Raw genomic sequence first — 14106 nt, forward strand, 5'->3', positions numbered from 1 at the left:
TACCTGGAAGGCCGCAAAAGGGTGCAGCAGTCTTGTTCAGTGGGGTGAAATCGCCAAGAGCCTCTTGCGGCATGGAGTTGATCGTACCGACGGCGGAAACCGACTTCCGAGTGGCCCGCGCGATCAAGGCCGATTCGGGTCACCGGCAGGTCCCGTGGGACGGCTCGTTGTGGAGGAGCGGTTCCGGCCAGGGGGCGTGGCGAAGTGTTCTGAGGCCCGCTGCCGAGACATTGCCGACCGTGGATCGTGACGTGCGTGCCGTCCTTTACGCCTGATACGCCCACGCGTGCAGAACTTTGCAAGGTCCCTGCAATGGCGGGAGCTCACGATGAGGGACGTCCGTCGTCCGCAGGTCGTGGTCGCTCGGCCCGGCCGCTTCCGGAAGGGGCATGCGTGAGCGTTGTCGAGGAAGACCTGCTGTGCCGGCCCGCCGGGCCGCCTGCACCCGCGCGCCGGGGCCGACCGCCGGGACTCCGCTGTGGGGCAGGCGGGGCGCGGGCGCCGACCGGCCCACGACCCGTGCGCTGTTCGAGCGCTTCGCCGAGGCGGGAGGCAACTTCGTCGACACCGCGGACTGCTATCAGTTCGGAGAGGCGGACTAACTGCTCGGAGAGTTCCTCGCCGCCGACCGGGACCACTTCGTCCTGTCGACCAAGTTCACCAACAGCTCTTCGCCACACCCCCGGGTCAGCGGGACCGGCAACAGCCGCAAGACCATGGTCCGTTCCGTCGAGGCCAGCCTGAAACGGCTGGGCACCGACTACATCGACCTGTACTGGGCGCACTTTCCCGATGACCTCACACCCATCGAGGAGATCCTGGCGGCCTTCGACGACCTCGTCCGCGCCGGGAAGATCCTCTACGCGGGGCTGTCCAACTTCCCCGCGTGGCGGGTCGCCAGGGCTGCCACGATGGCGGACCTGCGGGGCTGGTCGCCGCTGATCGGCGTGCAGACCGAGTACAGCCTGACGCAGCGCACCCCCGACCGGGAACTGCTGCCGATGGCGGAGAGCCTCGGGCTGGGCGTCGCCATGTGGTCGCCGCTGGGCGGCGGGCCGCTCACCGGTCTGTACCGGCGGGGCACCGACGGCTGGGTCAGCGACGGCAAAAGGGTCATCCGAGGCGGCGACGGCAGCCGCCAAGAGGGGGTCGTCGACGCGGTGCGGGCCGTCGCAGAGGAGACCGGGGCGCCGGCCGCCCAGGTCGCCGTCGCGTGGGTGCGCGAGCGTGCCCGGCGGGCCGGCACCGCCTTGGTGCCCGTCATCGGCCCCCGCACCCCCGAACAGCTCGACGACTACCTCGCCGCCCTCGACCTCACGCTCACCAACGAGCAGTACGCCCGGCTGTGCACGGCGGGCAGGGTGCCCGCAGGCGCACCCCACGAGGTCAACGCCATCGCGCGGGACGCCGTACTCGGCGGCGATCCGGGCCGGATGGTCACGCCCGCCGTCCCCGTGCCGTGAGACGGGGACACGCGGACGCAAGGACACAGGGATGGAACGGAGTGACGGGACACGATGACGGCACATGAACTCGTCGGGGTATGGCGGCCGGAGTCCTTCCACGACATCGACAGCGCGGGGACGTCGCACGAAGGTCCGCTCGGGTCCGAGCCGCGGGGACTGCTCTCCTACTCGGCCGACGGCCACGTCTGCGTGACCATGATGCGCACCGGGCCCGCCCGCCCGGAACGCGGCAACTACATGAGCTACGCGGGCACTTGGCGGCGCGAGGGTGACCGCGTCGTTCACACCATCGACGTGGCCCCCGAGTCGGGCTGGCTCGGTACGGAGCAGTCCCGCGACCTCGAACTCGACCGCGACGAGCTGGTGTTGCACGGCACAGCGCTGGTCGGACGGCCGCAGCGCCGAGTCCCGCGCTGGCGGCGAATCACCGGCGACGCCGTCTGAGCAACCCCGCAGATGTGCAAGTGGCCCCGACATTGGACTTCGGATGGACACGGGGGCAGGGTGAGGACCCGCCCTCTGGAAAGGAAACGAGCAGATGAGCGTCGACGTGGAAGCGCTGACCGCCACGGTCCGAGGCCCCGTCCTGCAGCCCGGCGGCGACGGCTACGACGAGGAGCGGGCCGGCTTCCAGGCCGGCTTCCAGCACCGCCCCGCCGTCATCGTCGGAGCCACCGGCGCCGAGGACGTGCGTGCCGCGGTCCGCTTCGCCGCCGAGCGCGGGCTGCCCGTCGCCGTGCAATCCACCGGACACGGCATCGTCACCGCCCTGGACGGGGACGGGGTCCTGATCACCACCCGGCGGATGGCCGGGCTCGAACTCAACGCCGAAGCCCGCACCGTGCGGGGCGAGGCGGGGGTGCGCTGGGAGCAGGTGATTCGGGAGGCGGCGCGCCACGGGCTTGCCCCGCTGAACGGCTCCGCCCCGCACGTGGGGGTCGTCGGCTATCTGCTCGGCGGTGGAACGGGCCTGCTGGGCCGCGAGTTCGGCTACGCCTCCGATCACGTGCACGCCATCGAACTCGTCACCGCCGACGGCACGCTGCGCCGCGTCACCGCCGGGTCCGACCCGGACCTGTTCTGGGCGCTGCGCGGCGGCGCCGGGAACTTCGGCGTCGTCACCGCCATCGAGACCAGCCTGTTCCCGGTCGCCCGGTTCTACGGCGGAGGGCTCTACTTCGAGGCGGACAGCCCCGTCGAGGTGCTGCGCGCCTATCGGGAGTGGACGCTGACCGTCCCGGAACAGCTGACCTCCTCGATCGGGCTGATGGGCTATCCGCCGATCCCGGCCTTCCCCAAGGAACTGCAGGGCCGGTACGTGGCCCACGTCCGCATCGCCTTCAACGGTGACACGGCGGAAGGCGAGCGACTCGTGGCGCCGCTGCGCGCACTCGGGCCGCGCCTCATCGACACCCTCAGGGAGATGCCGTACGAGGAAGCCGGTTCCGTCTACCACGACCCGGATTTCCCGCATGCCTACTTCGGCGGGAACGTACTGCTGCGCGAGCTCGACCCCACCGCGCTACAGACCCTCATGGACCTCGCGGGCCCGGACTCGGCCGTTCCGTGCATCATCGACATCCGCCACCTCGGCGGAGCGTTCGCCCGTCGGCCGGCCCAGCCCAGCGCGGTCGGCGGCCGCGAGGCCCAGTACATCCTGCGCGTGATGACCGGGGGAGTCCCCGCCCCCGCCGACTCCGTGCGCCCCGTCCACCAGCGGGTCTACGACGCGATGAAGCAGTGGGCCGTGGGCCGGAGCCCCGGTTTCGTCTACCACGACGGCACTCCCGTGAACGAGGAGCAGGTGCGCGAGCTGTTCGACGCGGACGCCTACGAGCGGCTGGCACGCATCAAGGCACTCCACGACCCTGACAATCTGTTCCGCTTCACCCACAACATCAAGCCCGCCGACGGGAACTGACGACCGGTAGCGAATCCCCCGGCTACCGGTACCCCGGCCCCGGCCTCCACAGGCCGGGGCCGACGCGTTTTCCCGGCCATTCCTATATTTGCTCCATATTCGGCCTCTCGAATGCTGCCCGACCCCCGCATGGATCAACATCGTCGAAATCGAAGGAAGCAGGGCGTCATCATGATTGAACTCGCAGCGGCCAGGCTGACCGTGCTGGAAACCCTCGGCGAGGTCCTTGAGACACCGGTGGACGATCTGCGCGCCAACCCGGTGCTCGCCAGCCACGCCTGGGACAGCCTGAGGTCCTTGGAGGCCCTCACCCAGTTGGAGGTCCGGCTCGGTGTCGACTTCGACCTGCGCACCTTCAATGCCGCACGGACCGTCGACGACCTGGTCCGCCTCATCGTCCCCGGCGAGCTGGCGGCTCACGCCTGACCCGCCCCGACGGCGGGCAGGACACCCCCGGCCTGCCCGCAGTCGGTGTGCGGTGGCTTGGTACGCACGGAAGGCTCAGGTGGATCTCCCGTTCCTCGCCCGTCACCTGGCCGCACACCGGCGGCGGATCGGCACGTCGAAGGGCTCCCGGGCACTGGGCCCGTTCCGGCAGGCAGACAAGGCGGCGGCCGACGGCCTACCGACCCTCGCGGACAAGGGCTACATCGGCGCGGGCATCGGCATCCTCATGCCCGTACGGCGCCCAAAAGGCCAGTCCGAGCAGGCACTTCACATCGACACTCGTCATCGGGCGAACCGCATGCTGCGAGCAGCAGCTCGAAGACCTGTAGCCATCCCTGCCCGGCGGCCTCGGGGACGGGAAGCACGTTCACCACCGCCAGGGAATTCAGCTTGCCGGGCCGTGCAACTGCGCAGGAAACGGTTCAGACGACCACGACCCGGCGCCCGCGCGTGTGACCGGTATGGCTGTCGATGTGCGCCGCCGCGGCCTCGGCGAGCGTGTACGACTTCTCGACCGGGATGTGGAGTTTTCCCCGCGAGATGAGGCCGGCGGCCTCGGCGAGCGCTTCCGGCATGCTCCCGGCCACGCCGGAGAATCGGACACCGAGCTCCGGCGCAGCGAGATCGGCGATGGAGATCACCTTCTGCGGATCCCCGGTCAGCTCGACGAGCTCGCGGATCACGCCCGAGCCGGCCAGATCGAGAGCCGCGTCGACATGGCCGAGCTGCCGCACCCGCTCGACCCAGCCCTCGCCGTACGTCGTGGCGACGGCACCCAGGCTACGCAGATAGTCCTGGTTCGCGGCCCCAGCCGTGCCGATCACCGTGATGCCGCGGTCGCGGGCGATCTGCAGCACCGCCGATCCGACTCCCCCGGACGCACCGCTGACCAGCAGCGTCTGCCCGGCCTGCACACCGACCTCGCGGATGATGCGCAGCGCGGTCTCCACCACGGAGGGGTACCCGGCCGCCTCTTCGAAGGTCAGGCCCTCGGGCATACGGGTCCAGGCCGACAGCACGGCGAACTCGGCATAGGTGCTGGAGCCTTCGCCGAACACGTGGTCGCCGACCTCGACCCCTTCGACGCCCTCGCCGACCTCGTCCACCACCCCGGAGGCGTCCTGCCCGACTCCGGCGGGCAACTCGATCGGATGGACCTTCTGGAACTGGCCTTCACGGATCCTCCAGTCGACGGGGTTCACGCCCGCCGCCCGCACGGCGATGCGTACCTGACCGGGGCCCGCGTGGGGCTCCTCGGCGTCTACCAGTTGCAGAACGTCCGGACCGCCGAACTCGGCGAAGCTCACTCTCTTCATGCGGTCGACCGTAACACTAACGGTTAGTGTTTGAGAACCCATCCGGCTTTGTACCTGATAGTGTTAGGGCATGCCAGTGCCGCCCGGACGCCGTGAGCGTAAGAAGGCCGCGACCCGCCAGAAGATCGCTGACACCGCCCTGCGGCTCTTCCTGGAACGCGGGTACGACGCGGTGGGCATCCGTGATGTGGCCGCTGAGGCCGACGTAGCCGTCACCACGCTCTTCTCCCACTTCGCCTCGAAAGAGGCCCTGGTGTTCGAGCAGGACGAGGACTTCGAGCAACGCCTCACGCAGGCGGTCACCGGCCGGGCGCCGCACGAGCCGCTCATCCCTGCGCTGCGCCGCGAGATCCAGGCCCTGGTGCGACATTGCATGGTGGACAGCGCCGCCCCGATCTGGCGCATGGTCGACGAATCACCTGCCCTGCGGGAGTACGAGGAGTCGATGAGGCTGCGCCATGCAGAGTCGCTGGCAACGGCCATCGCCGCCGATCTCGACCTGTCACAGACCACAACGGCCTGCCGGACGATCGCGAGGTTCGTGATCGACGCCCATTCGCTGGCCCGTGAGGCGGCCGATCCGGAGGCCGCGGTGAACGAGATCTTCCGGATGATCGAGGCGGCCTGGGAGGTCGCCAGCCCTTCTCAACGCGCGTGAGGAACTGTTCCTCCAGGTAGGACAGGGACCGGTCGGGCTGTGGAGAACCCGTCGTAGCAGCGGCAGGATGCGAGCATTGGCGTACGGGTTCCCCGGTGAAGCCGTCCGGCAATCTCGGGACCCGCGCGCCAGCGCTCGCATCACGGGGATGAGGCCTTCCCCGAACGGCGTCAGTGCGCAGTCGACGCGGACGGGTACGGAGGGTGTGACGGTGCGTCAGACGAGACCGTCACGTTCGCGCTATAAGCCGTACGTGCGTCGGGGTGCGTTCCTCACGGATGTCCAAGACCCGAGCCACCCGAGCGACCGGGTTGTGGCGGACATGGCCTGAGCCGCACGCCAGGCGACGGCCGCCGCTCCGACCAGGGCGTTACTACCGGTGGTAGCCAGAGGCCGTGCCAGGTTCCCAGCGGGGTGATTGTCGAGCCAGCAGGTTGGTGGCCTTCCCCCGGTCACGGCCGTGGCGGCCGGTGCGCTGCGGACCGCACCCCCTCCCGGGGCGGGCTCCCGGCGGACTCAGCCGTCAACTGTCCACCGGCGCTGACCCTTTCCCAAGCCGCAACGAGGGCCGTGGCCGGGTCCGGGTCGGCGGCGGCGCACGGCCACCACTCAGCGTCCAGCGGGCGTCCGGGCCGAGGCGGAGTTGGAGACCGGCGCCCTCCAGCGTGAGGCGGTTGCGCCAGGCCCGTAGTCGCTGCCCGGCCGTGTCGTCGTCCATGTCCCGCAGGGCTCGGGCCACCGCGGTCCGGGCTGCGGCCATCGTGGCGGGTTCGGGGGTGAAGGGTTCCTCGGCCGCTGTGACACCCGCGGCGCCGCCATGTCGCCAGGCGCGGGTGAGACGGGAGAGTTCGGCCGGGCGGACCCCCGTACTGGTCCGGATGCCGTGGAACCACTCGGGGTCATTGTGGCTCGCGGCCAGGCGCAGCGCGTCCTGGTGCTGGGTGAGTTCCAGAGACGCGGTGTCACCGGCCAGCAGCCGGGCGGCGCGGGCGGCGGTGTCGGCAGCGAGGCGCTGCAGCCCGGTGGCGGTCAGTCCGGAAGCCGGGGGCGGCGCCGGGGGGAGGACCGGTGCCCGGGTGGGGGTGAGCGCAGGCGGTTCGGGCAGTTCGGGTCGGTCTGCCGCCCAGCGGGCGTACGCGGAGGCTGCCGGGAGACCGGCCGGGGCGGTCTGCGGGGCGGGTTCGCCTGCCGTACGGCCTCTTCGGTGGCGGAGCTCCTCGAAGACCTTCTCCTTCGTACGGCCGCGCAGGCCGAACAGGACGAAGGGGTCGGCGTCGATGCTGGCGGCGATGGCGTAGCACAGGGCGGCGGCGTGCTTGCAGGGGTAGCCCCAGTCCGGGCAGGAGCAGTCGGGATCGAGCTCGGTCGGCCGGGGCAGCAGCGGGACGCCGGCACTGCGGGCGTCGTCGACGAGATCCTGTGGCATCTCCCCGTCGAGCAGCGCCGCGGCGTGCCCGGCGCGGGCGACGATCGCCCCAAGCAGGGTGTCCCACTGGCGGTCGGTCAGTGTCGGGACGCGGACCGATGTCCGGTACGGGCGTGGCCTGCTGCCCTGGACGGGTGCTGTGACGGCGCCGGGCGAGATGGTGACCTCGCCGACCATGCCCTGGCGGGCATAGGTGCGGCCGCGGGACAGACGCCCGGAGTCGAGGGAGGAGTCCTCCAGCGCGGTGACCCAGGCCTGGCCCCACCAGGTGGCGGCGAAGGCCCGCTTACCGCGGGTGGGGGAGCGGCGGGAGGGGCTCATGAGTGCCTGCGCAGGGCGACGAGTTCGGCGAGTTCATCGTCGCCGAGTTCGGTGAGCGCGGCTTCGCCGGAGCCGACAACGGCTTCCGCGAGCGCTCGTTTTCCTTCGAGGAGTCTGACCACCCTGTCCTCCACGGTGCCTTCGGTGACGAGCCGGTGGACTTGTACGGGGCGGTCCTGGCCGATGCGGTAGGCCCGGTCGGTGGCCTGGTCCTCGACGGCGGGGTTCCACCAGCGGTCGTAGTGCACGACATGAGTGGCGCGGGTGAGGTTGAGGCCGGTGCCCGCGGCTTTGAGTGACAGGAGGAAGACCGGGGCCGTGCCGGACTGGAAGGCGGTGACCATCTCCTCGCGGCGGGCGACTGGAGTGCCGCCGTGCAGCAGGAGCGGCGCCATGCCCTGGTCGGCCAGGTGGCGTTCGATGAGCCTGGCCATGGCGACGTACTGGGTGAAGACCAGAGAGGGCCGCGGTGAGGGCCTCCATGGGGCTGAGCGGTTCCATACGGCGGCGCTTGGCACGGGCGACGAGCTTCGGGTCGGCTATCACCCACTGGTCGCGCAGCCGGATCAAAGGGCGGCGCGAGTCGGCGAGAGCGTCCATCTCGGTTTCGGTGAGCGGTTGGTCGCCGAGCGAGATCTGCCAGCGGAAGTCGAGCAGGCTGTCGACGTCGAGCAGCGTGGGGGCGGCGGAGCCGGGGGCACTTGCCTGTCCGATCTCGGCGCGGGCGGTGAGGGCTTTGACGAGTTCGCGGGGCCAGTGGACGTCGATGCCCGCGCTGCTGAGCGCGTCGGTGGCGTCGCCGAGCAGTTCGAGTGCTTCGTCGTCGGTCAGCCGCAGCTGGTCGGGCGCGGCCTCCTGGAGCAGTCGCCCGAGTGGCTCCCAGACCCGGGCGCCGCGGCGCAGAGCCAGTAGAGCCTCGGTCTCGGCGCGCGCGCCGAGCAGACGCTCTACGGCTTCGGGATCGGCCCACAGATCCGCGGCCTCGACCACCAGAGACGGGTCATCGGCGGTGTGCAACTGGACGACGGCGCGGAACTGCCGGCGTCTGCCCTCCGGCGGCTCCACGCGCAGGCTGACCGTGACAGCGGCGGACAGCCCGGCGTCGGTCTCCTCGGCCCAGTCCCGCAGCGCGGGCACCGGCCGCACCGCTCGCCAGACGTAGGGGAGTTGACCGAACGCGAGCGGGGCTGCGGGGGTACGCGCCAGAGTGTCCGCGACGGCATCGACGAAGTCCCGGATGAGCGGCCCGGGTTCGGCGAGCGATCCGTAGGGGTGACGTACCGGGCAGCGGCAGGCAGTGCGCGTGTGGCGGGAAGGCCGCGGCGAGCGCGATGACGGCCTGCCGGCTCTCGGCGTCGTACGGCCCGGCCCGCCACGCGTCGTACCCCTGCTCGGTGAGCGCGGGATACAGCCGCCCCTGGGCGATCAGGCGCAGGGCGAGACGGGCGGCGACGGCCCAAGCGGCCGCGGAAGGATGCGCGGGCTCATCGCGAACCAGCGCGGCCAGGGCCTGGGCGGGCGGTACCGCGTACCCGGCGACGGTGCGGCGGCGCACTCCGCGCCCGTGGAGCAGGACCAGTTCGAGCTCTGCCGCCTCTATACCGACCGGGGGCGCTGAAGTCGGTTGGTACGGGGCGCCGTTGGGCTGCCACAGCACCATCCGCCCGGTACGGTCGGGCTCCCCCGGCACGAAGACCGCGGCCCAGCCGCCGAGCAGCAGGCCGCCGACCCAGGCCGTGGACTCCGGCGAGGCGAGCGGGTCTGCTCCGGGCCCCTTCGGCCCCGGAGCGGTGACGATGACCCGCGCCATCCGGCCGTCCCCTCCTCCACGCCGACGGCCCCTGCGCCGACCGCCGTCACGATTCATGGCAAGCACATCACACCCCGCGAGCGCGCCACCACAAACTCGCCAACCGCGAGAGAGACGATGGACAGGGGGTTTTCAGTGACCGACGACGCGGAGTTGGACCGTGTGATCGAGATCGTGCTCACGGACGCCTACGGCGAAGACGAAGAAGCCGTCGCATGGGAGACCGTACTGGAGGACGTCATCGACGTCCCGGCGCAGGCCGAGCTGCTTGGCGAGACGGTCGCAGCGATCCACATCGGCGTGCCGTCCGGCCGCGCGGAGGTGACCGCGCGCTGCCGCAAGAGCGGAGTTGGTAACGGCGGCGAGGTGTCTCTGGCCGACCTCACGTTTCCACCACAGACCGAGGCAGCATGGATCCATGCCGCGTACCGCCGCTACCTGGGGCTGGCGCCCTTCCCCGCGGGACCACGGCCGAGCTGGACATGGCCACCCGAGTGACCAGGGGCGTCGCAGTACGTGCGGGAGAGCCGTCGCACCTGACGTCTGAGGTGACCTTCAGCAGCGACCCGGGACACGAGTAACTCCAGGTAGTGTCATTATCCGATTCGACTGCTACGTGCGATGCGTGTCGTGACTGCGCTGGCGCGCGGCTCAGGTGGAATGGGGACCCACGGGCTGTTCGGCCCGCGGACGACTCATCATGCCCCTGTGTCTTTACGCCGTAGCAGGGGCGGAAAGCGACACACATGAACAGTCAGAGCCCAACCCATGAACGATCCGTGGCGTTCCGCAAGGCTCCCCTTGCCTGCGTCGCGGTGACGGTAGCGCTGACCGGCCAGCTGTTCGCCGCAACCGCGGCCACCGCTCAGGTGACGCCCGGTCATCATCCAACACCCCATAAGGTCCCCCACGGCCTGCAGGATTTCACCAGTAACGGCATCTTCACCCCACCTGACGGAGTCACCTCGGTCAACGTTCAGGCATGGGGTGGCGGTGGTGGAGGCGGAGGCGGCGGGGGAGGCGGCCCAGCCAGCGCCACCGTCGCAGGCGGTGCGGGCGGTAACGGCGGTTCAGGCGGTTCAGGCGGCTTCACCTGGTGCGTCATCAAGGTCAGACCCGGGGCCCACTACACCGTGACCGTATCCCCAGTCGCAGCCTCCGGCGCTGGCGGCACAGCCACCGCCACCGTCGGGCACAACGGAATCGCTGGCGGCGACGGAGGCACCACATCCCTGGCGGCACCGGACTCCAAGGTGCTGCTCAGCGCCACCGGCGGTGGCCACGGCGAGGGCGGCAACGGCGGCGGGAGCGGCCAAGCAGGCGGCTCGCCTGGTGCCACTGGGCTCAGCGGCACCGGTGGCACAGGCACCTGCAGCACCGGCGGTATCACACGCGACGGCAACCCCGGCTCCGGCACTCAAGGCAGCGCCGCTGTAAGCGGCATCGTCGGCCTGCCACCCGGCAGCAGCGCCGGCGGCGGTGGTGGCACCGGCGGCGCCGGCGGCCAGCCCGGTGTCGCGGACGGTGTCGGCAGCCCAGGCAGGGGCGGTAACGTCGGCGGCAGTGGGTACCTCGTCATCTGGTGGTAGGAACGCCGCTGCGGGCACCCAAAAGGTGCCCGCACGTGCGTGAAGGACTCTGCTGCTCAAGAAGGGCAGCTTGGCGATACGAGAGAGGCGCGCTGTGGTGCGGGTGGCAGGCCGGAGCGGCGTAGCACACGCGGCGGATGGTGGTGGCGGCGACCCGGTGGCCGGGCCGCCGCAGTTCACCTTGGATCCTTACGTACCCCCAGGTCGGATTCTCCTCGGCCAGGCACAGGATGAGCGCGACGATCCCTTCGGGTAGTGGTGGTCGGCCGGACCTGCCCGGTGGCTGGCGCCACGTCCAGCGCGCCAGGCGCCGGTGCCAGGTCAGCAGCGTGCCCGGGGTGACCAACCGGTGCCGACGCAAGGCGCGTGGAAGGTGCCGCGCGAGAGCGGTGAGCAGGGCGCGGTCGGCTCATGACATCCGCGGCCGCCCGACCTGGCGTCGCAGTACAGCGACCTCATGGCGTAGAGCGAGGATCTCGGCCTTGTGCGCGGCGGAGGAGCGCCCCAGCAGTGTCAGCCAGCCCAGCAGTCGGCAGAAGATCAAGTACCGCAGCCGTAGACCCACGAACCGGGATCATGCCCGGGGCGCGGCCCCTCGCAAAGCCACTGGTCAGTCACTGTACGGCAGTAAAGACACCCTTCAGGTTCCCGGGGAGTGCTTGACGATGGTCAGGTGTTCCGCATGCCAGCCGTTTTCGTCTTCCACGGGCACGTAGGTCACCCGCAAACCCTCGACGACAAAGGTTCCGTCCTCGATGGCCGTGCGGTCCACCCTCACCTCGCGGTCGTCGTCCCCGTCGATGTACCCGATGCCCCGGGCTTGGTTGTACCAGCGGACCACGCCGCTGACCCTGTCAGCCATTCGCTCGCCTCCCAACTTTGGTGCCTGCGCACACTGTTGACTGTCGCATCGGGTCATTCCCGCCAGACATGGTGCGCACCCTGGGCGAATGCATCAACTCAGCTACAGTCGCCGCTGCCCGGCAGTCACGCCTCGGCGGCCGCGTGCAGGGTGGCTACGCCTGACCGACAGGTCCTTGGCCATGGCGGGGTGGATCGGCACGGCGCCCCCTTCCAGTGGTCAGACGAGGGAGAGCCTGCATCGGGTCGGGTAGGGCTTGCCCGGTCTCGGTGAGGATGCGCTCGACCTCGGCCCGCACGTCAGTGTCGTCCCTGTCCGGATGGAGTACGCGCACCTTGGTATCGGTGCTGACGGCCTGCGCCTGTTGGAGCAGGGACACGGTTGGCGCGATGTTCTGCGAGTCCTCACTGACGCTGTCGCTGAACGCGATCGTCTCCCGCTCTGGAGCCAGTGACGGGGTGCAGAGCAGCCGGTCGGGTCACGGCAGGACGAGCGGCATGTCGGCCAGCTCGGGCGCCCGGTGCCGCGACTTCTTGTCGCGCGTGATCATGCTGCGTCGCTGGCGGGGCCGGGCTCGACAGGGCATGATCCGCAAGCCCCGGAGCTCGGTGGTGCCGAGTCTCCGCGGCTTGCCGATCATGCCGGTCGGGGCGTCAGTTGACGCACGGGATGCCTGTGCCGCTCGAAAAGTCGTCGCCGCTGGTAGGAGCGGTGACGGTTGGGACGCGAAGGGATGTTCAGTCTCCGTCATCGCCTGAAGTGCCGCCCCGCGCGCCGAGGCATCGAGCAACTCGCCCAATCTGGTGCGCGGTTGCCGCACCGCCTGCCGGCCGCCCGGAAGGGGCGCCACCAGGTGCCCACCGACCGCTCGGACACCCTGAAGACCTCTGCGGCCTGGCCGTACGTCCGAACTCGCCCCGACTCCAGCGCCGCAACGCCCCGCAGCCGCAGATCCTCCTGCGCCGTGGGCGCCAGCCGACGCATGTCCCCACTTTCGACGCTCACACCCGTCCAATGAGCAGGAGACCCACCAGTTTCGGCTCAATATTGGGGACCGCCGTGTTGGCCAGGACTCAACGCGATCTGCAGTTCGATGATGTCCTGAAGCGGCCCCTCCAAGCTGGTCCTCGCAGGTCATAGGCGGGGCCATTTCAGAGCATCGTTCATTCGGAAACCGCCCGGGGATCATTTCCAGCCGTCATGGTGGCCCAAATGGGCCGAGCTGGATAGATCGATCACCAGAGGGGTAGGCAAGCACACGAAGATCCTGGTGCACACAGTGGATGGCGCAAGGAGGCTGAAGGCATTGGACGGCAAAAGCGACGTGTGCACAGATTGTCTTGGCGAAATATGACACGGTCTTAGCGGGCTTATCGGCAGCCGGTAGATGCCCTGGCTACGTAGCGACGTCAGACGAGGACGTCCGACTACGAAATCCTCATCACCTTTGGGGCGGGTGGATCGCTTTGCGTTACCCCGGGCCAGTAGGGGTCGAGGAGACCCGCCCAGATGGTCCACAGGCCGAGGAACCGAAACACTATAAGGCGATCGTGAAGACTCGGCGAGACTGGCGGCAACAGTAAGGAGAAGTTCAACCTGACCGGCAAAGGCAAGCCGTTTACGCGAAAATGCAGAAGCCGGAATTATTGCCACCTCGCCGGGGTGCGCGATGTCTTCGAATGCGAAAAACTCAATCATGGCGAGAAAAATCATCCTCTTTGTGAGGGGTGATTTTGCGCCCACCGAGAGGATCCGGAGGGAAGTTCATGTCCTTTAAGAACATCTTCGACAGTGGCGGAAGTGAAGCCAAGTCCGCCGAAGAGTCCGCTCAAAAGGTATCTGAAAAAATTCCTGGCGCTCGGCCCGAACGGGAAGGGGTTGATCCGGAGCTCTACGACGGCATTCCTGAAGCTGCGCGTGACCCGAAGATTATGCGCGAGACGTCGCCTGAGGCGCTCAATATCATGAACAACTTCATCGCCCCCCTATTCAAGAACACCCAGACAGTAGCCGCCAAGCAGCGGGAAGCCAGCGAAAACCCCGAATCGACATCCGGTATGGCATCTTCGGCAAAGGATGAGGCATTCAAAAAGGTGGAGGTGGAGATCAGGGACGACGACCGGCCAAAGATCAGCGACGAAGAGCGAGAAGGATTGGGAAAGGATAACTATAAATTGGCGAAAAACGCCAAAAGGGCTGACGGCGGGTCGGCCAAGGGGTGAGGGCCGATCGGGAAGCCAACTCGAGGGCCGGCGGGCTGTTCAAAAGTCCCGGTTTTATGATCCGGCCC

Annotated in this window: 14 protein-coding genes and 2 pseudogenes; 9 read left to right on the plus strand and 7 right to left on the minus strand. The window is 69.3% G+C overall.

Translation table 11 applies throughout. The annotated features are described in order from the left end of the window. Positions 1-419 precede the first annotated feature (419 nt). The 5 genes from P2L57_RS07020 to P2L57_RS07040 all read left to right on the plus strand — a co-directional run bounded on the left by P2L57_RS07020 (position 420) and on the right by P2L57_RS07040 (position 3813). The gene (locus tag P2L57_RS07020; RefSeq protein WP_275809968.1) at positions 420-602 is read left to right on the plus strand and encodes a hypothetical protein; all 183 of its coding nucleotides are present in this window, start codon (positions 420-422) and stop codon (positions 600-602) included. Further along, entirely contained in the window at positions 603-1463 is an 861-nt protein-coding gene (locus P2L57_RS07025; protein ID WP_275810156.1) for an aldo/keto reductase, read from the plus strand. Positions 1464-1517: 54 nt separating this feature from the next. Further along, a complete protein-coding gene (locus tag P2L57_RS07030; RefSeq protein WP_275809971.1) occupies positions 1518-1910 on the plus strand; it encodes a lipocalin-like domain-containing protein in 393 nt (130 codons plus the stop codon). A gap of 94 nt (positions 1911-2004) precedes the next feature. Beyond that, positions 2005-3387 (plus strand): FAD-binding oxidoreductase, encoded by a 1383-nt coding sequence (locus P2L57_RS07035; RefSeq protein ID WP_275809974.1) that lies wholly within the window; start codon positions 2005-2007, stop codon positions 3385-3387. 171 nt (positions 3388-3558) lie between these two features. Continuing rightward, positions 3559-3813, plus strand: coding sequence for an acyl carrier protein (locus tag P2L57_RS07040; RefSeq protein WP_275809977.1), 255 nt, complete (start codon positions 3559-3561; stop codon positions 3811-3813). Positions 3814-4256: 443 nt separating this feature from the next. Here the strand turns inward: P2L57_RS07040 and P2L57_RS07045 are convergent, their stop codons facing one another. Next, positions 4257-5150, minus strand: a complete 894-nt coding sequence (locus P2L57_RS07045; RefSeq protein ID WP_275809980.1) for an NADP-dependent oxidoreductase — start codon at positions 5148-5150, stop codon at positions 4257-4259. A 70-nt stretch (positions 5151-5220) separates the two neighbouring features. Between P2L57_RS07045 and P2L57_RS07050 the strand changes: the two genes are divergently transcribed. Further along, a complete protein-coding gene (locus P2L57_RS07050; RefSeq protein ID WP_275809983.1) occupies positions 5221-5808 on the plus strand; it encodes a TetR/AcrR family transcriptional regulator in 588 nt (195 codons plus the stop codon). A gap of 523 nt (positions 5809-6331) precedes the next feature. Here the strand turns inward: P2L57_RS07050 and P2L57_RS07060 are convergent. From P2L57_RS07060 to P2L57_RS40580, 4 genes and pseudogenes are all read right to left on the minus strand, one after another. Further along, a complete protein-coding gene (locus tag P2L57_RS07060) occupies positions 6332-7555 on the minus strand; it encodes an SWIM zinc finger family protein (protein WP_275809986.1) in 1224 nt (407 codons plus the stop codon). Further along, positions 7552-8016, minus strand: a pseudogene (locus P2L57_RS41090) (DEAD/DEAH box helicase); the annotation flags it as partial. The gene P2L57_RS07060 and the pseudogene P2L57_RS41090, both read right to left, overlap by 4 nt. A 61-nt stretch (positions 8017-8077) precedes the next feature. Then, a pseudogene (locus P2L57_RS41095) lies at positions 8078-8620 on the minus strand (SNF2 helicase-associated domain-containing protein); the annotation flags it as partial. Then, positions 8556-9365 carry a hypothetical protein gene (locus P2L57_RS40580; RefSeq protein WP_372515631.1) on the minus strand — a complete coding sequence of 270 codons (810 nt, stop codon included), beginning with the start codon at positions 9363-9365 and terminating at the stop codon, positions 8556-8558. The pseudogene P2L57_RS41095 and the gene P2L57_RS40580, both read right to left, overlap by 65 nt. A 135-nt stretch (positions 9366-9500) precedes the next feature. Here P2L57_RS40580 and P2L57_RS07070 point away from each other — a divergent pair, with 135 nt between their 5' ends. Both P2L57_RS07070 and P2L57_RS07075 read left to right on the plus strand, forming a co-directional pair. Beyond that, entirely contained in the window at positions 9501-9863 is a 363-nt protein-coding gene (locus P2L57_RS07070; RefSeq protein ID WP_275809989.1) for a calcium-binding protein, read from the plus strand. Between the two features lie 635 nt (positions 9864-10498). After that, positions 10499-10954 carry a hypothetical protein gene (locus tag P2L57_RS07075; protein WP_275809992.1) on the plus strand — a complete coding sequence of 152 codons (456 nt, stop codon included), beginning with the start codon at positions 10499-10501 and terminating at the stop codon, positions 10952-10954. A 409-nt stretch (positions 10955-11363) separates the two neighbouring features. Here the strand turns inward: P2L57_RS07075 and P2L57_RS07080 are convergent, their stop codons facing one another. Both P2L57_RS07080 and P2L57_RS07085 read right to left on the minus strand, forming a co-directional pair. After that, positions 11364-11519 (minus strand): hypothetical protein, encoded by a 156-nt coding sequence (locus tag P2L57_RS07080; protein WP_275809994.1) that lies wholly within the window; start codon positions 11517-11519, stop codon positions 11364-11366. A gap of 75 nt (positions 11520-11594) precedes the next feature. Further along, positions 11595-11816 (minus strand): cold-shock protein, encoded by a 222-nt coding sequence (locus tag P2L57_RS07085; RefSeq protein WP_275809997.1) that lies wholly within the window; start codon positions 11814-11816, stop codon positions 11595-11597. Between the two features lie 1766 nt (positions 11817-13582). On the opposite strand from P2L57_RS07085, the gene P2L57_RS07090 reads away from it, so the two are divergent. Further along, positions 13583-14038 carry a hypothetical protein gene (locus P2L57_RS07090; RefSeq protein WP_275810000.1) on the plus strand — a complete coding sequence of 152 codons (456 nt, stop codon included), beginning with the start codon at positions 13583-13585 and terminating at the stop codon, positions 14036-14038. Positions 14039-14106: the final 68 nt, after the last annotated feature.

It is taken from the genome of Streptantibioticus ferralitis (assembly GCF_029223525.1).
In the GTDB taxonomy this organism is placed as follows: Bacteria; Actinomycetota; Actinomycetes; order Streptomycetales; family Streptomycetaceae; genus Streptantibioticus_A; species Streptantibioticus_A ferralitis.